Here is a 19,712-nt window from a genome sequence, read left to right as displayed (position 1 = left end):
TATTATAATTTCCAGTAGCTTAATTTTTTTCTGAGTTTAATTTCTCGAACTAAATTCATTGGTTTTTTTACTGTCCTGCCTAATTGCAACATTTGGTTTACTTCACTCACTACTCTTTCACTAGACATTCCATCACTGTACGGATGAATACTATTTACATACTCTTCAATAAAGTGTTTATCTTCACTCGTCATATGTAAAGCAGTGGTTAGCATTGACTCTACTTTATCTATATCGGTCACATTGAGTAAGTAAGGTTGAGGAGAAACGTTTCTAAAAGTAACAACTGGCTTTATTTGCATCAAGAACATGATCAATACCGATGACGTATCGCACAGCATTACATCGGCAGCCTTAAGCAAAGGCAATACATTGTCCGTCTCAATAAATTGTAAATTGTCATTTTGTAGAGCCTTGTACTTTTCAACCACGTCTTGAGGCATTTTTGGGTGAAATTGAATTAACCAACGCCAATTCCCCTTCAGTGATAACTCTTTTATTTTTTCGAACAATACAGGCGCACAAGAGAGGTTCCGAGAGAAGGTCGAGCACATCAAAACTGTCGGTCTAGTATCACTTGTGTCGATGTAAGGGTTGTCTAAATCTTTATTAAATAAAGGATCGAGTGCAGACCATCCTGTTTCTGCTACCTCAAAGTATTTATATTTTTCCGCCAAGCGTTGAAATGGAAGAGTAGTCTCAGGCCCTTGAGTGCAATAAAGGTCAAAGCAACCGCGAATTTCAAAATGGTCAAGGCGACCTCTGCGGTTGATTTTTCCGGCATTAAAACCATGGAAAACCGCCACTTTTAAGCCCGGAATAAAATTAGGCACCATATTACCAGGAACAAACACTGCGTCAGGGTTCCATTGGATGACGTCACTGACTCTTGTTATCTGAATTTCAGCATCCGATAGAAAACTAGGATTGACCTCATCTCCTTCGAGAAACCAACGTACTTCACCACCTTGTGACAAAATGTACTGTTGAAGAGGCCGCAAGATTGCATATGAGTAATTCTGAGAGATATACATCAGATAACGTCGATTAATACAGTTCACTTACTCTTTCCTATTTCTAGCTTACTTCCATATTGTAACTTAAGATGGTACTAAAAGGTGCCTACCTTCTTACTTAATGCATGGATATCTTACAGTTTTATATGAAAAAATTTCTGATCATCGCCACATACACTGTGATTCTAACCATTCTTAGCCCTATATTATTAGTTGTGTTGCTTAGGAAAAAGCTCGGCAAGCCCAGTATAGGTCAGCGTTGGGGGGAATATTTTGGCGTGACTCCACCGTTAAATGGTACTCGCCCTATATGGATTCATACTGTTTCCGTGGGAGAAACTATTGCCGCTACCCCACTGATACGCGCGATAAAACAAAAGTACCCTAATCAGGATATTCTCATCACCACCACCACCACAACTGGCGCCGAGCAAGCGGAAAAAATAGCGGATATTGCTGAGCATAGATTTATGCCTATTGATTTTAGTTGGTGCATCACTCGCTTTCTTAAGCAAGTTAACCCAAAGTGTATGTTGATTATGGAAACCGAGTTATGGCCAAACACATTGCGAACTGTCTGCAATGCAGGTGTACCCATTACTGTGATTAACGCTCGACTGTCAGAGCGCTCATGCCAACGTTATTTAAAATTCCACTCAGTATTTAAACTCATGGCAAATCATATACATCAAGTTTTGTGTCAGCATACGGATGATGAAAAAAGGTTCACTCAGTTAGGGCTTACATCAGATAAAGTGCACGTCACAGGCTCGTTAAAATTTGATATTAGCACCCCTGAAAACATTGCCCTGCAGGGACATGACCTCCGTATTAAGTTAGGGCAAAACAGACCCATTTGGATTGCGGCTAGCACTCATGATGGGGAAGATGAGATCATCTACAATGCTCATCAAAAACTTTTGCAACATTGCCCAAGTGCGCTACTTATTTTAGTCCCTCGACATCCAGAAAGATTCAATAAAGTAGCAAAACAAGGAACTGACAAAGGATTCAATGTCATTCAAAGAACCGCAGGGGCAGAAGTTAAGGCTGCAACTCAAGTCTACCTTGGCGATACCATGGGAGAAATGCTGACTCTTATCAGTGCTGCCGACATCTGCTTTATGGGGGGGAGTCTTATTGGCGATAAGGTTGGAGGACATAACATGCTTGAGCCTGCGGCTTTAGAAAAGCCGATATTAAATGGACCAAGTTACTTTAACTTTAAAGACATTACTCAGCAGTTAATTAAAGAAAAAGCATTAATCATATGCCCATCAGATGAGGATATTAGCTCTCAACTAATTCACTTATTCGACGACTCAACTCGCCGTATGCAAATGGGGGAAAACGCCTATCAGGTGGTTAAACGTAATCAAGGGGCTGTCAATAAAACAATCCAGGCTCTAGGTGCTGTGATATCCACTGAGTAAAGAGTGCCAATCACTCTCTTGCCAATGTATTGCAAAGCGCTTCACTTCTTTATGAAAGGAGCGCTTTAACCGCTCGAGATTACCTTGCTTCCAGTCATCACCAGATTGCTCATAACACTTATCAAAATCGATAATCCAAACCTTATTTTCAATATCGAGCAATAAATTATGGATATTGAGATCGGTATGATTCACTTGTGCTTGATGAAGCTTGTGAATTTGCTGGCCAATAGAGTAGTACACCTCAGCGCTCAAAGGCGCTTGCTGTAATGTATCAACAAGATCTTTGGCATTGGGAATCCTCTCGCTCAATAAATCTGCGCTATAAAATGGGCCAAACTTATCGGCTTGAGCGGCAATAGGCCTAGGCACATTGACGCCTTTTTCACGTAAATGTTGTAAAAGTTGATACTCCTGATAACTACGCGTGTTCTCCCAGCCAGAAAACCAATACTGATCTTTAACCAGTTTGCCAAACAACCCACCACGTCGATAATGTCTAAGTGCAGCTTGTAAGCCATCTAACTGCACAAACCAAGTCGTACCTCGCCCTTTGGCACTGCCCGTCACTTTATTTTGAACTAACCAATAAGGCGCTTCGAAACACATATCAGGGGGGACATTTAATAGCTTAGGATCAAACCAAACGACTTGTGTTCCATTTCGTAACGTTTCCAATATCGGGTCCTAATAAAAATCAATGACTTCCTAATTTTACAATTAACTCCAGCACCTGCATAATTTATCTATCTTATTTACGAGTTAATTGCATGACATTGTTCAAAACAGCTCCAAAATCACTCTGTATTCTGCGCCTTTCCGCCATTGGCGATGTTTGCCATGCTATTGCCGTGGTTCAAGCCATACAAAAACAGTGGCCAGAAACTAAAATTACTTGGGTTTGCGGTAAAATCGAAGCGCAACTGATTGGTGACTTACCCAATATAGAAGCGGTTGTCTTTGATAAAAAACAGGGCTTTAAAGGCATGAAAGCGGTTTGGAAACAGCTTTCACACACTCGATTCGATGCGTTATTGCACATGCAAGCGGCTCTTAGAGCCAGCGCCTTATCTTTTGGTATTAAAGCCAAATATAAGATAGGTTTTTCTAAAAATAGAACGAAAGAAGGTCAGTGGTTTTTTACCAATACGCACCTCCCTTCCTCTCAAAGCTTTCATGTTCTAGATAATTTTGCTGATTTTGCTCGATACCTCGGTGTGCCATTTACCAAACCACACTGGCATATTCCTGTATCCAGTGCCGATACTGAATTTGCCAAATCCATAATAAATAACAAAACCACTTTAGTCATCTCAGCGGCTGCCAGTAAAGATTCTCGTAACTGGCTAACGGATCGTTATGCGGCATTAGCCGACTACGCTATTGCCAAAGGAATGCAGGTCGTATTGTGCGGCTCACCCGCCCAACGCGAAGTTACCTTGGCCAATAATATTCAGCAATTAACTCAAGGTGAACTCACCAACCTAGTAGGTAAAACCTCGCTAAAACAGTTAACTGCCGTACTAAGAGAAGCCACTGTGGTCTTAGCCCCTGATTCTGGCCCAGCACACTTAGCCACAACACAAGGTACTGCGGTTATTGGGCTTTATGCTCATAGTGATCCTCGCCGTACAGGGCCATACAATAGCCTAGACATGGTAGCGAATGTTTACGATGAACATATTCAACAACAAACAGGAAAAAACCTGAACGATGTTGCTTGGGGCACCCGTGCAAAAGGCGACGACCTAATGGCCTCTATCACTGTTGAACATGTTTGTCAGTTACTTAATAAGACTTTAGAGAAGAATTAATCTATGCAAAACCATGTCCTCTATCCCGGCACTTTTGACCCTCTTACTAATGGCCACCTAGATATTATCACTCGCGCAGCTAACTTATTTGAAAACGTTACGGTTTGTGTAGCGGCCAGTCCGAGCAAAAATACCATGTTCACACTGGCAGAGCGCGTAGAGATGCTCCAAGAATCCGTCGCCCATCTAGATAATGTGAATGTGGAAGGGTTTAGCGGGCTTTTGATTGAGTTTGCTAAACAAAAACAAGCCAATTTGCTGGTTCGAGGCTTACGTACCACGATGGATTTTGAGTATGAGTTTGGACTTACTAGCATGTATCGAAAGCTACTTCCTAGCCTAGAAAGTATCTTCTTAACACCATCAGAAGAGTTTGCTTTTCTCTCATCCACAATTGTACGAGAAGTGGCCATTCATGGGGGAGATGTGGAAGGGTTTGTGCCCACCTCTGTATTTAAGAGAATACAGCAAAAAGTTTAGTGCTCATTGAGCACTAAACTTTTATCAGCTATAACTGATAATACGCTTTATACCAGTCAGCGAAGGCCTGTACGCCTTCGCGGACCTTAACCTGTGGTTTATAGCCTGTAGCCTTAAACAGATCTGCAGTATCCGCATAAGTGGCGTAAACATCACCCGGCTGCATTGGCATGAAGTTTTTCTTCGCTTCAATACCTAGCGCCTCTTCTAAGGCTTCAATGTAGTCCATCAATTTTACTGGGCTACCGTGACCGATATTATAAACTCGATAGGGTGCAGAGCTTGTAGCCGGTGATCCTTGCTCAACACTCCAATCAGCATCAGCTTCCGGTACCACATCTTGAATACGGATGATGCCTTCTACGATATCATCAATGTAGGTAAAGTCGCGCTGCATATCACCGTTGTTATACACATCAATCGCCTCACCGTTCACTATCGCCTTAGTAAACTTAAATAGCGCCATATCTGGGCGTCCCCAAGGGCCATACACAGTAAAGAAACGTAACCCAGTGGTTGGAATGCCATAAAGGTGTGAATAACTGTGCGCCATGAGTTCGTTTGATTTTTTAGTGGCGGCATACAGCGAAATGGGATGATCCACAGAATCTGCTGTATCAAATGGCATTTTTCTATTAAGGCCGTACACCGAACTTGATGATGCATAAACAAGATGTTTGATCTTATGGTGCCGACACCCTTCAAGAATCGTTAGATGGCCAACTAGGTTGCTATCTGCATACGCTAGCGGGTTATCAATAGAATAACGCACTCCCGCTTGAGCCGCTAAGTGAATGACTTTATCAAACCCTTCATCAGCAAAAAGAGTGGCAATACCTTCACGATCCGCTAAATCCAATTCTACGAATTTAAACTTGTCATGAGCAATGCGCTTTAGTCGATCCTCTTTTAAGGAGACTTGATAGTAATCATTCATATTGTCGATACCAACAACTTCATGACCTGCCTGCGTTAAACGCTCAACGACAGCGCTACCAATGAAGCCGGCAGCTCCAGTCACTAAATATTTCATACTATTTCCTTTGGCTGGCATACTTCACACCAAAATGTATTTCTTTGACCAAGCATTTGCTGGCTAATTTCTGTTTTACAAACAAGGCACTGCTGACCTGCTTTACCATAAACTTGCAGTTTTTGAGCAAAATACCCCGGCTTACCATCGGGCTGCTCAAAATCATTCAAGGTCGTTCCGCCTTGTTTAATGGCATTCGAAAGAACCTGTTTGATTTCTTCCACTAGCCACTGCCATTCTTTATAACTCAATGAATTAGCTGGCCTTAATGGATGAATTTTAGCATTAAATAAGGATTCGTTAGCGTAAATATTTCCCACACCAACTACAACCTTATTGTCCATTATGAATTGTTTTACGGCGATACGTCGCTTTGCTGCTAATTGGACAATATGCTCGACGCAAAATTCATCAGAAAGGGGCTCAGGGCCAAGATTATCAATAAGAGATAGAGACTCACCTTTATCTATCCACAACCAAGATCCAAATCGCCGAGGATCGTTATAGCGTAGCATTTTGCCATTTTGCAAAACAAGATCCACATGATCATGCTTAGTGGGAGCAAGGCTTTCATCTTGAATTCGTAACGATCCCGACATACCTAAGTGCAGCACAATACTCCCCAACTCAGTTTCAAGTAGCAGATATTTAGCTCGGCGACTCACTTTATCAATGGTAACCCCAGCCAGTTGTTGCAGCTTTTCAGGTATCGGCCAGCGTAATTGAGGTTGGCGAACCACAATTTTTTTGATCTTTTGACCCGTAATACCATTCTGCTTAATTAGTTGGTCAGATTAATCCACTGTCTTGTGCACATGTTTGTAACTCGTTCTGGTAGGGCTAAGAAGTCATTCCATGCCTTACTTACGCAATCTACGATGTCATTGAAACCAGTAAATGTTTTATTCGCCAAGTGATGCTGCCTCATCCAACTCCACACTTGCTCTATAGGGTTCAACTCTGGTGCATATGGTGGAATTTTGAGAATCGAAACATTCTCTAAATTGTCTGCTAACTCTTCCGTGTGCCACCCTGCACCATCCATAACCACTAACGCGTGCCTGCCAGATAACGTTGCTTTCGAGACTTGCTCTAGATGCAATTGCATGACTTCTTTATTGGCACACGGAACAACGAGAGCTTCACCAATCCCTCGACCAGGGCATACGGAACCAAATAGGTAACTGTATTCAAATTGTTTTTGCTGGATGGCTTCTGGCCTTGTTCCTTTCGTCGCCCATAATTTGGTCGTTGTGTTCTGTTGACCAAATCGAGCTTCGTCTTGAAACCAAACATCGACAGTATTCAAAGCAACATGGCCGGGGATCTTAAAGATCGTTTCGATTTGGAATTTTTTTAAAATCTTCTTGGGTTTGCTTGGATTGCTTAGGATGCTTTGAGCGTGAGGTTATCCATGAAAAGCCGAGCTTTTTCAGTAGTACATAGACGGAATCAAGGTGATACGTTTTGCCAAAATGATCTTCGATATAACTACGGACATCCATGCCAGTCAGGCGACCACCTGATGGTTTGACGGAATTTTCATTAATAAATATGGATAACTGCTGCTTTTGCGCAGATGAAAGATAAGAACGTCGACCTGTTCTAGGTTTATCTTTTAGACCTTCAAATCCTTGCTCAAGAAAAGTGGCGACCCACTTATTAACACTTGTTCGGCTCACTTTAAGAAACTTGGCAGTTTGTGTTCGTGAGTGACCATCTTGTATGTGAGAAAGTGCAAGTAAACGCATCTTCATTTGATTCGACTTTTGTTTACGGGCAAGTGATTTAAAGTCAGTATTTCTTAAGTCATTCATATCGGTTAAGTGAGCTATATTCGAATGATGTAATTAGATCATATTTTTAGGCAGAATGGTATAAGGTGAGGGCTGATGCCCATTCTGGATACTTCAACTTCTGGTAACTCTGGCATCTATCGCTCAAATTATTCTGTGAGTACGGTTAATTGTAACGTTTTTTAGGCACAAAAAAACCCAGCAACAAGTGCTGGGTTTTTATGTTCTGCTTAAAGAAGTATCAATTACTTGATTTTAGCTTCTTTGTACATAACGTGCTGACGAACAACTGGATCAAATTTCTTGATCTCAAATTTGCCCGGCATGTTACGCTTGTTTTTATCTGTAGTATAGAAGTGACCTGTACCAGCAGAAGAAACAAGTTTGATTTTTTCGCGAATGCCTTTAGCCATTGCTCAATTCCTCTTAAACGTTTTCGCCACGTGCACGGATATCCACAAGAACGGCATCAATGCCTTTCTTATCAATAATACGCATGCCTTTAGCAGTTAGACGTAGTTTAACAAAACGTTTTTCGCTCTCTACCCAGAAACGATGAGTTTGTAGGTTCGGCAGAAAACGGCGCTTAGTAGCGTTGCGTGCGTGAGAACGGTTATTACCCGTTACAGGACGCTTACCAGTTACTTGGCATACTCGGGACATGAATGTCTTCTCCAAATCGTTTCAGCTCGATATCAACCTTGGTGGCCGAACCTCTCTATTGAGGCCGAAAACCATTATGGAAAATCCATACAAGGCTATCAAAGGTCGCGTATTATACTAACTTGACGAGAATTGCTCAAGACCCGAACAGATCCTTTTTACAGAATTTGGTGATCTTTTTTGAGCAGAGCTGATTTTATGTTCAAAAATAGTGCGCGTATGTTACCAGATTACTTACATCCTACAACTACTAATTACCTATCAGGCCTATATTTAATTAAGCAAAGTGACTATTTGTGTTTAACTAGGGTAGATTGTTAGCCTAAACTAATTAAAAATTAGGCATCATACTTATATAAATCATTCACTTACAGAGGTAAGAATGTCACAACTCCTATCTGCAATCCCATTGACTTCCTTAAATGGTGTGGGGGCTAAGGTCGCTGAGAAACTTGCCAAGGTAGGTCTTGGGTCAGTTCAGGACCTTTTATTTCATCTTCCATACCGTTATGAAGACCGAACACGCGTTTATCCCATGGCAAGTTTGCATGCTGGCATCTGGGCAGGAGTGCAAGGTAAAGTCATGGCGGTGGATACCGTGTTTGCCCGTAGAAAAATGCTCACCGTCAAAATTAGTGATGGCAACGGTACTATTACTCTGCGCTTTTTTAACTTTACCGCCGGAATGAAAAATAATTTCAGTGATGGTAAATGGGTGCACGCTTATGGTGAAGTGAAGCGAGGCAACCAAGGGTTAGAAATCGTTCATCCTGATTTTAAATTTTTTAATGAAGGCAAAGAGACAGCCACCGAATCCAATTTAACCCCCGTCTACCCCACCACGGATGGACTGCGTCAGTTAACCCTACGTAATCTCACCGATCAGGCATTAGAGCTACTAGACAAGTCTGCGGTCAACGAATTGCTACCTGACGGACTCTACGATGCACAGCTATCATTGAACCAAGCTCTACACATCGTCCACAGGCCTTCCCCCGAAATCAATATCGAACAATTTGATGGCGGGCGTCATCCTTCTCAACTGCGCCTAATTATTGAAGAGCTTCTCGCGCAAAATCTATCCATGCTGGCATTAAGAAGCAAAGGCCAACTCGATAATGCCATTGCTCTTCCTGCATCCGTGCGCTTTAAACAACAATTATTAGATTTACTGCCTTTTACTCCCACTAACGCCCAAACTCGAGTGGTAAACGAGATAGAAGCGGATCTCATCAAACCCCATCCTATGATGCGTTTGGTACAAGGGGATGTCGGATCAGGGAAAACTTTAGTAGCAGCCCTGGCGGCTGTCACCGCCATTGAGCAAGGTAAGCAAGTGGCACTAATGGCTCCTACGGAACTGCTGGCCGAACAACATGCCATCAATTTTAGTCACTGGTTTAAAGAACTAGGGATCACCGTAGGCTGGCTAGCCGGCAAGGTCACAGGCAAAGCCAAGCAAGCGCAACTAGAAGCCATTGCCAGTGGTGAAGCGCAAATGGTAGTGGGCACCCATGCCCTTTTTCAGGAACAGGTGAAATTTCATAACTTATCACTTGTTATCATTGATGAGCAGCACCGCTTTGGCGTTCATCAACGTTTAGAGCTTCGAGAAAAAGGCGCGGTGGCTGGCCATTATCCACATCAGTTGATCATGACAGCAACGCCTATCCCAAGAACTCTTGCTATGACGGCCTATGCCGATCTTGAAACCTCAATCATTGATGAACTCCCACCGGGGCGCACGCCAATACAGACCGTTGCTATCCCTGACACTAAGCGCGCTGATATTATTGAGCGTATTCGCAGTGCTTGTGCCCACGAAGGCAAGCAAGCCTACTGGGTATGTACGCTTATTGACGAATCTGAAGTACTAGAAGCGCAAGCCGCTGCAGAAATTGCCGAAGAGCTAACGGCTAAACTCCCAGAATTAAAGATAGGATTGGTGCACGGTCGCATGAAACCGGCGGAGAAACAGGCCATCATGCAACAGTTTAAAGGCAATGAGCTCCAGCTTTTAGTGGCTACAACCGTTATTGAAGTCGGCGTGGATGTCCCCAATGCCAGCCTGATGATCATTGAGAACCCTGAACGCCTGGGGCTTGCTCAATTGCACCAATTACGAGGCCGTGTTGGCCGTGGCACCGTCGCCAGTCATTGTGTGCTTTTATACCATGCACCACTATCTAAAACCGCACAAAAGCGTTTAGGGGTGCTTAGAGAAAGTAATGATGGCTTTATCATCGCACAACGAGATCTGGAAATAAGAGGGCCGGGTGAAGTCTTGGGCACCAAACAAACCGGTATTGCCGATTTTAAAATTGCTGACTTACTCCGCGACCAACACTTGATACCTCAAGTGCAAAAAATGGCCCGCTACATCCACCAGCAATACCCGCAAAATGCACAAGCCATTATCGAACGCTGGATCATCAATAGCGATGAATACGCTAAAGCATAGGATCCTACGTTTAAAACATATAATTAAGCCCCAAAGTTTGGGGCTTAATTATACAAATAGACCTCTTGCTAAAAAAACACCGTTAACGACGCTTTTTACCGGCATTGGCAAAAGCGGCCGCCATTGCACCGCCCAAGCCACTCTCTGTAGAACTGCGATTATCGCGACGATCGTTTTTCATAGGGCGCTTTGCATCACGAGGGGTCGATGAACGACTAGTACGGTTATCTTGTCCTGGCTGATCATTTAAACGCATCGATAATCCAATACGCTTACGCTGAATGTCCACTTCCATCACCTTAACTTTAACTATGTCCCCAGCTTTCACTACTTCGCGAGGATCAGAGACATACTTATCCGTTAATGCTGATATATGCACTAAGCCATCTTGATGCACACCAATATCAACAAAAGCGCCAAAATTTGCCACATTAGATACGACACCCTCTAGTATCATACCAATTTCAAGATCGGACACTTTATCAATGCCTTCCGCAAAGGTTGCCGTTTTAAACTCAGGTCGCGGATCGCGCCCTGGTTTATCAAGCTCTTTAATAATATCGGTGACCGTTGGCAAGCCAAACTGCTCATTAGTAAAGTCAATGGCATTTAACTTACCTAAAAATTCACTATCGCCAATAAGGTTAGAAATAGGCTTACTGGTTTTTTCAGCGATATTTTTTACCACAGGATAGGCTTCAGGGTGAACCGATGAGGCATCTAAAGGATTACGACCATTCATAATACGTAAGAATCCCGCACTTTGTTCAAACGCTTTTGGCCCCATTCTAGCCACCTTTTTGAGGCTAGCTCGGCTTTCAAAGCGACCGTTATCATCACGATGTGCCACAATATTTTGCGCCAAGGTTGCAGATAAACCGGCCACACGATTCAATAAGGCTGCAGACGCCGTATTTACATCAACCCCCACCGCATTCACACAGTCTTCAACCACAGCATCCAAACGTTTTGCCAAAGAGGACTGACCGACATCGTGCTGATATTGACCTACCCCTATAGATTTAGGCTCAATTTTCACCAACTCGGCCAGTGGGTCTTGCAGACGACGGGCAATAGACACTGCACCACGAAGGGAGACATCCATATTAGGAAACTCTTTTGCCGCAAGCTCAGAAGCCGAATACACCGATGCCCCCGCCTCACTAACCACCACTTTTTGTACTTTGGTGCCATTTTTAATCAGTTCACCAATAAAACTGTCTGATTCACGAGATGCCGTGCCATTACCAATCGCGACCAAATCAACATTATGTTGCTTAATCAAACGATCAATAATTTGCAAAGATTTGTCATATTGCTTTTGCGGCGCATGAGGATAAATAACCTCTGTGGCTAGAACTTTACCTGTGCCATCAACCACTGCAATTTTACAACCGGTTCTTAAACCAGGATCCAAACCAAGTGTGGCTCGAGGGCCGGCCGGTGCCGCCATCAGCAAATCTTTTAAGTTAGTAGCAAAAACCTCGATAGCATCCACTTCAGATCGCTCTTTCATCGCCGACATCAGTTCCGTTTCAAGATGCATAGAGACTTTAACTTTCCAAGCAAAGCTAATCACTTGCTTGCGCCAAACATCCGCTGGAGCGTCGCTTAGGGAAATACGATAGTGATCAGCAATGATCGTTTCACAATATGAGGTACGAATCGACGGCTCTTGAGCCGGATCGGCATTTAATGACAGCTGTAAAAAGCCCTCATTGCGCCCACGAAGCATCGCCAATGCACGATGAGACGGTACACGACTAATGGCCTCGTTATGTTCAAAGTAGTCTTTGAATTTTTCACCTTCGCCTTCTTTACCTGAAACCACGCGCGACTGTAGTTGGGCGTGCTTGTTCAGGTAATGCCTTAATTTTTCAAGTAGATCCGCATCCTCAGCAATTCTCTCCATAATGATAGCGCGCGCACCATCTAAAGCGGCTTTGCTATCGGCAATGCCTTTTTCTGGATTGATATAATCTTCAGCGACCACTTCTGGTACCAGTGACGGCGTACTCCAGATAGCATCAGCCAAAGACTCTAGGCCCGCTTCAATAGCTATCTGACCTTTAGTGCGACGCTTTGGTTTATAAGGAAGGTATAAATCTTCTAGACGCGTTTTATTGTCCGCCTGATTGATCTCTTTCTCTAATTCTGCGGTAAGTTTTCCTTGCTCAGAAATGGATTTCAAAATGGATTGACGGCGCTCTGCCAATTCACGAAGGTAGGTCAAACGACTATCTAAAGTACGCAATTGGGTATCATCGAGCCCCCCTGTCACTTCTTTTCGATAACGAGCAATAAATGGAACGGTATTTCCCTCATCAATCAGCTTCGCGGTGGCGGTTACCTGTTGCGTGGAAACACTTAGCTCAGAGGCAATAGTCTGAAAAATCGTCTGACTCATCTTGATTCACATATTTTTTGGGGATTTAAATCTAACTATGGGGGCAAATGTCAGAAAAACCAGAGCCCTAAAAGGCAATACCCGCCAATAAACAGCGATCAACTAGGTAAATTAAAGATTTAACCGCATATTAACCAGCAAGTTACTGATTGTTGATTAATATTAAATGAGTTGCTTAATAATAACGAAGTGCTAGAACTCCGTTAAACATGGATGTTAATGATGAAAAATAGAATTGCTTCTCTTTCGCTGCTGATAACCTCTTTAATAAGTTGCCCAATACTGGCTGACGGTGAGGATCATCCCACCATGCTAAAAGACAGTAAACACACCTACACCACAGCCAACCCTGCTCTTAAATGGCAAGATAAAGTCATCTTAGGTCGCATTGAAAATGTGTACTATCAAGATATTGACGCACTCAGCAAGCAAGCATTTATTGGTAAGATAGATACCGGTGCCGATACCACATCTATGCATGCCGAAAATATTCATGTTTACAGCAACAACCCTAAATACAAAGGGATGCAAGATACGCAACTAATGCAAGCCATTGTAGAGGAGTTTGGTGGCGCAAAAAGTAATTGGTGGCTAGAGAGTTTTGATACACCAGAGCGTAATATACAAGGGTTTGTCACCTTTGATATTCGCCACCCCACATCCGGTAAGGTGATTCAACAGCAACGTCCTTTAGCACGTACTAGCGTGATTCGCAGTCGTACTAGCGAAACCCCTATCTATCGCCCAGTGATCAATATACCACTGCAAATTGCTGGGGTTACGGTCAATACAGATGTTAACCTCACCGATCGCAGTAATTTCTCGGCGCCTATCTTGATAGGTAAAACCTTCTTAAAGGAACACGCTTGGGTATTTGCCGGTTATGATTATCTGCAATCACAAAATAATGCTCGCATAGTCGGACGAAGTGAAACATTTATGGTTGATGGCGTCTCACTAAAAAGCAGTTTCTCTTTGGTTAATAAGTATAGTCAACTGCATGCGACCAACATTAATGTCGATAAAAAACAGCAGTTAGTTAGCTTCAATACTGAAAATGCCAAGGGGGACAAAACCAAGCTAACGCTACCGATAGAACGAATGCTTCGAGTCGGCGGAGAAAAGCGTCCGCTGGTTTTTGTCCCTGTAAAAGCGGGTAGCTTTGAACAACCGGTATTGGCTTATCTTAAAGATCGATCCAAATACAGCTCGCAACTGCGTTTAGGGCGCAACACGCTCAGCAAGTACTTTGTTATTGATACACAAGATAAAAACGTACTTGGTGTCGAACAAAGCACCTTAGCCACGTTACTAAACCAGCGAACTCCTCTTATGGTTGCCTCTCACGAGATCGTCTATTTCGACAATACTCCCGTCAATGCTAAACCTTCATTCTCCATCAACACCCCTGTACTATTTGTAGATGGCTTTGAGTTAAGCAAAGGAAAAAATGGCGAACAAGCGAGCTTTTATATCCCTAATAAGGATGGCAGTGGCACAAAGGTCATTAAAAAAGTGGAGCGTAAAATTCGCGTAGGCCAAACGGTACGACCCGTACTAAAAGAAGAGATTCGTATTGGCGACAAAAAGATGACCATAGAGTTTGCCATAGACGTCATTGATAAAGGGGATGCCCCATACTTTGCTATAGGTCGAGCCTTTAGCAAGGACGGTATTTTAGTCAATACTCGTACAGAAGACCTCTTAGACCCTCGCCCACTTTATCGCGCAGGCTACATTGAGAAAGCTCAGGTAGCAGGCCTCACTTTTCCAGTTAAGCTTGATACCGGCGCGGATATTAGCTCAATGAACGCACTCAATATCAAACGATACCAACAAGACAATAAAGAAATGGTCAGTTTTGACTATAAAAACGCTGATGGTCTACAACACCACTTTACTAAAGAGGTCATCGGCATTATGCGTATCCGGGCCAAAGCGGGTGAAAAGCCCAATGAACGCCCCGTGGTATTAATGGACATCAAATTAGGTGACGTAAATAAAACTGTGCGTGTTAATCTTCAAGATAGAAGTCGCTTTGAATATAGTATGATCCTAGGAAAAAATTTCCTAAAAAATGGATTTATCGTCAGTAGTGACGATACCTACCTGCTAGGTAAATAAGCCTTTTACTACCAATTAAGCAAACAATGAAAACAAACCTAATCACCCGTGAAGGGTTTAATAAATTACAACAAGAGCACGATTACCTCTGGCACGAGCGTCGCCCTGAGGTCACTAAAATAGTCACTTGGGCGGCGAGCCTAGGTGACCGCTCTGAAAACGCAGATTATCAATACAATAAACGGTTATTAAGACAAATCGATCGCAGAATCCGCTACCTTAGAAAACGGCTTCCCGATCTAAAAGTCGTGGACTATGCTACCGCACAAGATGGCAAGGTATTCTTTGGCGCATGGGTGGAAATAGAAAACGAAGAGGGTGATATCAAGCGCTTTCGTATTGTCGGCCCCGATGAAATATATGGCGAGGAAGTAAAACAATACATTTCTATTGATTCTCCTATGGCTCGCGCTTTGCTCAAAAAAGAGACAGATGATGAAGTGAGCGTGAGAACCCCTGAAGGCGAAAAAGAATGGTTTATCAATGAAATTAGTTACCAAATGCCAAGTTGGCATAAAAATGATAATAAATAGTGACTTACATCACTCAAGTTGAATTTCTAGTAACGATATTAATATTATTTAACACTTTAACCGACTACAATTAACTCAGTTTTGTTACATTTCTACGGGTATTCTCAATTAGGTGTGATAAGGAGCGAATTTGCAGAAGTGACGGACTACTTAATCGCACTCGCCGACACCCTTTAAATTTTAAAATTGGATTAAGTAGGTCTTAAAATGCAAGAAAATTTCAAAGTTCTCGTTGTCGATGACGACGCTCGTCTTCGCTCATTACTTGAGCGTTATCTTTCAGAGCAAGGTTTCCATGTTCGCTCAGTAGCCAATGCCGACCAAATGGATCGACTGCTTACTAGAGAAAACTTCAACCTTATGATTCTCGACTTAATGTTGCCGGGAGAAGATGGACTTTCTATCTGCCGACGTTTGCGAAGCGCCAACAATATGTTACCTATATTAATGTTAACCGCTAAAGGTGACGAAATAGATCGCATAGTTGGCCTTGAAGTGGGTGCGGATGATTACCTGCCAAAGCCATTTAACCCAAGAGAGTTACTTGCTCGCGCTAAAGCAGTATTGCGTCGTCAATCTGTTGAAGCCCCTGGAGCCCCAAGCTCCGAAGAAGCAATCGTTGAGTTTGGTGACTTTGCCTTAAACCTAGGTACTCGTGAAATGTACCGTGGCGAAGAATTGATTCCGCTCACTTCTGGTGAATTTGCCGTTCTTAAAATTTTAGTGACTAATGCCCGTGAGCCTATGTCACGAGATAAGCTAATGAACCTTGCTCGTGGCCGAGAATATTCAGCGATGGAGCGTTCTATAGATGTACAGATCTCTCGCCTACGCCGAATTTTAGAAGAAGACCCAAGCCGTCCTCGTTACATTCAAACCGTATGGGGTCTAGGCTATGTCTTCGTCCCTGATGGTAAAAAAGTATAAGCAATAGGAAATATCATGCGATCGCGTAGTTCGATAACTCAGACAATCATTGGCTTCCTTGCTCTATTGATTGCTAGCCAAGCTTTCTCGTACTACGCGGTTTTTAACTATGCTTTACTACCAAGCCTGAAGCAGTTCAACCGCATTCTCTCTTATGAGATAAACCTCGTAATGGAAGAGTATTCACGCATTAGACAAGAGTCAGAGCTGGGCATTCCAGAAAGTGAGCGCACAAGCCCTTTACGGCAAGCCTTATTACTCAGGCTCGGTGTGAGTGTTCACCCCTTCTCTGGCACAGTCAAAGATGAATTTGACGATGCCTTTTATCTCGATTTCATGAGTGATGAAATCAGTGAAGAAATAGGCTCTCCAGCAGAAGCTAGATTGGCAAGAGACAGCACAAGCTATCTGCTATGGATTAAGCTCGATGCCATGCCAAACTGGTTATTGAGAGTGCCATTAACAGAGCTCACTCAAGATGAATTTAAACCACTATTTATTAATAGTTTGCTCATTACCATCTTAATTGCATTGGGCGGATGGGGTTTTCTCCGCTGGCAAAACAGACCGTTAAAAAACCTTGAATCTGCTGCAATTAGCGTAGGTAATGGGGTGATCCCTGACCCCATTCCAGAAAAAGGCACCACTGAAATCCGTGCCGTAACCAAATCCTTCAACAAGATGGCGCGAGGGATTGAAGAGCTTGAAACTGATCGACGCTTAATGCTAGCTGGCGTCAGTCACGATATTCGCACCCCTTTAACTCGTATCCGTTTAGCCACCGAAATGATGTCTGACCAAGACAGTTATTTAGCCGATGGCATGAACCAAGATATCGAAGAGTGTAATGAAATTATTGCGCAATTTATCGACTACCTAAAACCCGTAGATCACAATGATTTTGGTAAACTTAATCTCAATGAAGTCGTCGAAGAGTTAGAAAGAGCGCTTCATCTTTATCAAACAGAAGGCTCACCAAGCACCGAATTTGATAACGACTTATTGAACTACTCTTTTGATATCCAACTAAAAGAGAACCTACCGGGTATTTACGCCAGTTACATTCCAATCAGGCGTACCGTAAGCAACTTACTGGTTAATGCTAAGCGATATGGCAACAACTGGATTGGTATCACCACCGGTGTGTCGGATAACAATCAAAAAGTTTGGATATCTATAGAGGACAACGGTCCTGGTATCGACGATGATCAAATGCAAAAAGTATTTGAACCTTTTACTCGTGGAGACACCTCTAGAGGCAGTGAAGGGACGGGCTTAGGGTTGTCCATTGTGAAGCGCATCATCACCGAACATAACGCAACTATTGATATGACCAACCGTAAGGAAGGCGGGCTAAAGGTGACATTAACCTTTGATGTTTACCCTAAAAAAACCAATAAATAAAAACTGACAGTTATAAAAATGCCGAGAGCAAATGATTGATCTCGGCATTTTTTTGTTGTTCTGGGCTAGTTGTTACTGATAATAAGAGTGCTCACCTTGCTCATGCTCAGTGGCATCTTTAACTGCACTCAGTTCACCTGAGAACTCTTCTAGCAATTGCTTCTCAATACCATCTTTTAGCGTTACATCAACCATAGAACAGCCATTACAACCGCCACCAAACTGCACCAATGCAATACCATCATCCGTAATTTTAACTAGGCTTAGGTGACCACCATGGCTTGCTAACTGTGGGTTAACTTGAGTTTGAATAACATACTCAACTCGCTCTAATAATGGCGCATCATCAGACACTTTACGCATTTTAGCATTTGGCGCTTTTAGCGTAAGCTGAGAACCCATTTTATCCGTCACGTAATCGATCTCTGCATCTTCTAAAAATGGCAAGCTCAATTCATCAACATAAGCAGAGAAAGCCGCAAACGGCAACTCAGTATCGGTTGCTTCAACCGCTTCCGGTGGGCAGTAAGATACACCACACTCTGCACTTTGAGTTCCTGGATTAACCACGAATACTCGAATGTTAGTTCCCTCTGCTTGTTGCGCCAACAAGTTAGCAAAATGCGACTGAGCAGATTCTGTAATAGTAATTTTAGTAGACATGAAAAATACCTGAGTAATTCTGTAGGTTATTAACGGTATTCTACCTTGTTAGATTTTTTTTTCAAACAGGTAATCACAATCAAACTTCACCAATCACTGAGTTCAATCTCACAAATATAGACGGTCAATCGCATATAGAGCTCAACGATGCCTATTTACTTAACTGGCTTAGAAGCTCGACAAATGCAATAAATATCAATTCGTTGTACTCCTTGTTTACGAAGTAATTTACATATTTCACTGACCGTACTTCCAGTGGTCACCACGTCATCGATAATGGCCACATGTGGTTGATTTTGTAGACTAGGTAAGTGCTTTTCTGTTAATTCAAATGCTTGTTTTAAATTGAGAAGACGCTGACGGCGATTTAACCCCATTTGATTACGCGTCACTTTAGTGCGCTTAACTGCTTTAGCTAAATAGCGAATAGCCCTCCCACCACCATGTGCGTTATCCCATACTTGTAACAGGTTGCGGGCTAGGTAATCACTTTGATTAAAACCACGCCATAATTGCCTTCGCCAGTGCAAAGGGATGGACAACAAGATGGGGGCTGGAGTGGTAATTTCACCCGCCAGTAAAGTAGCCAGTTCGGGGGCATGCCACACCTGTCGCCGATATTTAAGCCCTTGAATATATCGAGACAACGGCACTTGGTATTCCCCCACGCAAAACAGCTGATCCCAACATGGCGGTTCGGACACGCATGCTCCACAGCGTTGAGTCACGACAGGAGTTGCAATACCACACACAGCGCAACGTGGTTGTGGTTTAAGTATCTCCCGACACTCAGGGCACCACTTACTGTTTTGCAAACCTTGTAAAGGTTTTGCACATTCATAGCAATTTGAACCAAACAATCGAAATGCCAGTTGTGACAGTTTATTGGTGGCGCGTACTAAACATTGAGTTAATCGCAGATTTCCAATAACCTTTCCCCATCTTCAATAAATACTCT

Annotated in this window: 18 protein-coding genes; 8 read left to right on the top strand and 10 right to left on the bottom strand. The window is 42.9% G+C overall.

Features of this window, described 5'->3' with window-relative positions; all coding sequences use genetic code 11:
- Positions 1-2: 2 nt before the first annotated feature.
- Positions 3-1,061, bottom strand: a complete 1,059-nt coding sequence (locus OCU56_RS00660) for a CDP-glycerol--glycerophosphate glycerophosphotransferase (RefSeq protein WP_261873692.1) — start codon at positions 1,059-1,061, stop codon at positions 3-5.
- A 101-nt stretch (positions 1,062-1,162) separates the two neighbouring features.
- Here OCU56_RS00660 and waaA point away from each other — a divergent pair, with 101 nt between their 5' ends.
- Positions 1,163-2,449: a lipid IV(A) 3-deoxy-D-manno-octulosonic acid transferase gene (gene waaA / locus OCU56_RS00655; RefSeq protein ID WP_261873691.1), complete on the top strand. Its 1,287-nt coding sequence runs from the start codon at positions 1,163-1,165 to the stop codon at positions 2,447-2,449.
- On the opposite strand, the gene OCU56_RS00650 is transcribed toward waaA, so the two are convergent.
- Positions 2,423-3,127 (bottom strand): 3-deoxy-D-manno-octulosonic acid kinase, encoded by a 705-nt coding sequence (locus OCU56_RS00650; protein WP_261873690.1) that lies wholly within the window; start codon positions 3,125-3,127, stop codon positions 2,423-2,425. The genes waaA and OCU56_RS00650 overlap by 27 nt on opposite strands.
- A 92-nt stretch (positions 3,128-3,219) precedes the next feature.
- Here OCU56_RS00650 and OCU56_RS00645 point away from each other — a divergent pair, with 92 nt between their 5' ends.
- Together OCU56_RS00645 and coaD are read left to right on the top strand one after the other, a co-directional pair.
- Positions 3,220-4,263 carry a glycosyltransferase family 9 protein gene (locus tag OCU56_RS00645; protein ID WP_261873689.1) on the top strand — a complete coding sequence of 348 codons (1,044 nt, stop codon included), beginning with the start codon at positions 3,220-3,222 and terminating at the stop codon, positions 4,261-4,263.
- Positions 4,264-4,266: 3 nt separating this feature from the next.
- Positions 4,267-4,743 carry a pantetheine-phosphate adenylyltransferase gene (gene coaD / locus OCU56_RS00640; RefSeq protein WP_261873688.1) on the top strand — a complete coding sequence of 159 codons (477 nt, stop codon included), beginning with the start codon at positions 4,267-4,269 and terminating at the stop codon, positions 4,741-4,743.
- Between the two features lie 28 nt (positions 4,744-4,771).
- On the opposite strand, the gene OCU56_RS00635 is transcribed toward coaD, so the two are convergent.
- The 5 genes from OCU56_RS00635 to rpmB form a co-directional block, all read right to left on the bottom strand.
- A complete protein-coding gene (locus tag OCU56_RS00635) occupies positions 4,772-5,776 on the bottom strand; it encodes an NAD-dependent epimerase (protein ID WP_261873687.1) in 1,005 nt (334 codons plus the stop codon).
- Positions 5,773-6,558 (bottom strand): bifunctional DNA-formamidopyrimidine glycosylase/DNA-(apurinic or apyrimidinic site) lyase, encoded by a 786-nt coding sequence (gene mutM / locus OCU56_RS00630; RefSeq protein WP_261874742.1) that lies wholly within the window; start codon positions 6,556-6,558, stop codon positions 5,773-5,775. The genes OCU56_RS00635 and mutM overlap by 4 nt, the downstream gene beginning before the upstream one ends.
- Positions 6,558-7,593, bottom strand: a protein-coding gene (locus tag OCU56_RS00625) for an IS630 family transposase (RefSeq protein WP_261873592.1) whose coding sequence is annotated in 2 segments (ribosomal slippage) — positions 6,558-7,133 and positions 7,135-7,593 — 1,035 coding nt in all. Because the reading frame shifts where the segments join, the coding sequence is not laid out codon by codon here. Before OCU56_RS00625 ends, mutM begins: the two co-directional genes overlap by 1 nt.
- 224 nt (positions 7,594-7,817) lie before the next feature.
- Entirely contained in the window at positions 7,818-7,985 is a 168-nt protein-coding gene (gene rpmG / locus OCU56_RS00620; RefSeq protein ID WP_017029383.1) for a 50S ribosomal protein L33, read from the bottom strand.
- A gap of 13 nt (positions 7,986-7,998) precedes the next feature.
- Positions 7,999-8,235 (bottom strand): 50S ribosomal protein L28, encoded by a 237-nt coding sequence (gene rpmB / locus OCU56_RS00615; RefSeq protein ID WP_004728407.1) that lies wholly within the window; start codon positions 8,233-8,235, stop codon positions 7,999-8,001.
- Positions 8,236-8,617: 382 nt separating this feature from the next.
- On the opposite strand from rpmB, the gene recG reads away from it, so the two are divergent.
- Entirely contained in the window at positions 8,618-10,696 is a 2,079-nt protein-coding gene (gene recG, locus OCU56_RS00610; protein WP_261873686.1) for an ATP-dependent DNA helicase RecG, read from the top strand.
- An 82-nt stretch (positions 10,697-10,778) separates the two neighbouring features.
- On the opposite strand, the gene OCU56_RS00605 is transcribed toward recG, so the two are convergent.
- On the bottom strand, positions 10,779-13,103 hold the full coding sequence (locus tag OCU56_RS00605) for a Tex family protein (RefSeq protein WP_261873685.1): 2,325 nt from the start codon (positions 13,101-13,103) through the stop codon (positions 10,779-10,781).
- Positions 13,104-13,322: 219 nt separating this feature from the next.
- Here OCU56_RS00605 and OCU56_RS00600 point away from each other — a divergent pair, with 219 nt between their 5' ends.
- From OCU56_RS00600 to envZ, 4 genes are all read left to right on the top strand, one after another.
- Positions 13,323-15,227, top strand: a complete 1,905-nt coding sequence (locus OCU56_RS00600) for a putative ATP-dependent zinc protease (RefSeq protein ID WP_261873684.1) — start codon at positions 13,323-13,325, stop codon at positions 15,225-15,227.
- Between the two features lie 26 nt (positions 15,228-15,253).
- Positions 15,254-15,760: a transcription elongation factor GreB gene (gene greB / locus OCU56_RS00595; protein ID WP_261873683.1), complete on the top strand. Its 507-nt coding sequence runs from the start codon at positions 15,254-15,256 to the stop codon at positions 15,758-15,760.
- A 207-nt stretch (positions 15,761-15,967) separates the two neighbouring features.
- Positions 15,968-16,687: an osmolarity response regulator transcription factor OmpR gene (gene ompR / locus OCU56_RS00590; RefSeq protein ID WP_261873682.1), complete on the top strand. Its 720-nt coding sequence runs from the start codon at positions 15,968-15,970 to the stop codon at positions 16,685-16,687.
- Between the two features lie 15 nt (positions 16,688-16,702).
- Entirely contained in the window at positions 16,703-18,091 is a 1,389-nt protein-coding gene (gene envZ, locus OCU56_RS00585) for a two-component system sensor histidine kinase EnvZ (protein WP_261873681.1), read from the top strand.
- A gap of 72 nt (positions 18,092-18,163) precedes the next feature.
- Here the strand turns inward: envZ and nfuA are convergent, their stop codons facing one another.
- Together nfuA and OCU56_RS00575 are read right to left on the bottom strand one after the other, a co-directional pair.
- The gene (nfuA, locus tag OCU56_RS00580; protein WP_261873680.1) at positions 18,164-18,754 is read right to left on the bottom strand and encodes a Fe-S biogenesis protein NfuA; all 591 of its coding nucleotides are present in this window, start codon (positions 18,752-18,754) and stop codon (positions 18,164-18,166) included.
- A 155-nt stretch (positions 18,755-18,909) separates the two neighbouring features.
- Positions 18,910-19,458 carry a ComF family protein gene (locus OCU56_RS00575; protein ID WP_261873679.1) on the bottom strand — a complete coding sequence of 183 codons (549 nt, stop codon included), beginning with the start codon at positions 19,456-19,458 and terminating at the stop codon, positions 18,910-18,912.
- Positions 19,459-19,712 lie beyond the last annotated feature (254 nt).

It is taken from the genome of Vibrio rarus (genome assembly GCF_024347075.1).
GTDB lineage: Bacteria > Pseudomonadota > Gammaproteobacteria > Enterobacterales > Vibrionaceae > Vibrio > Vibrio rarus.
Note: the sequence above shows the minus strand (reverse complement) of the source record. Positions and strands in the feature narration are given on the sequence as shown.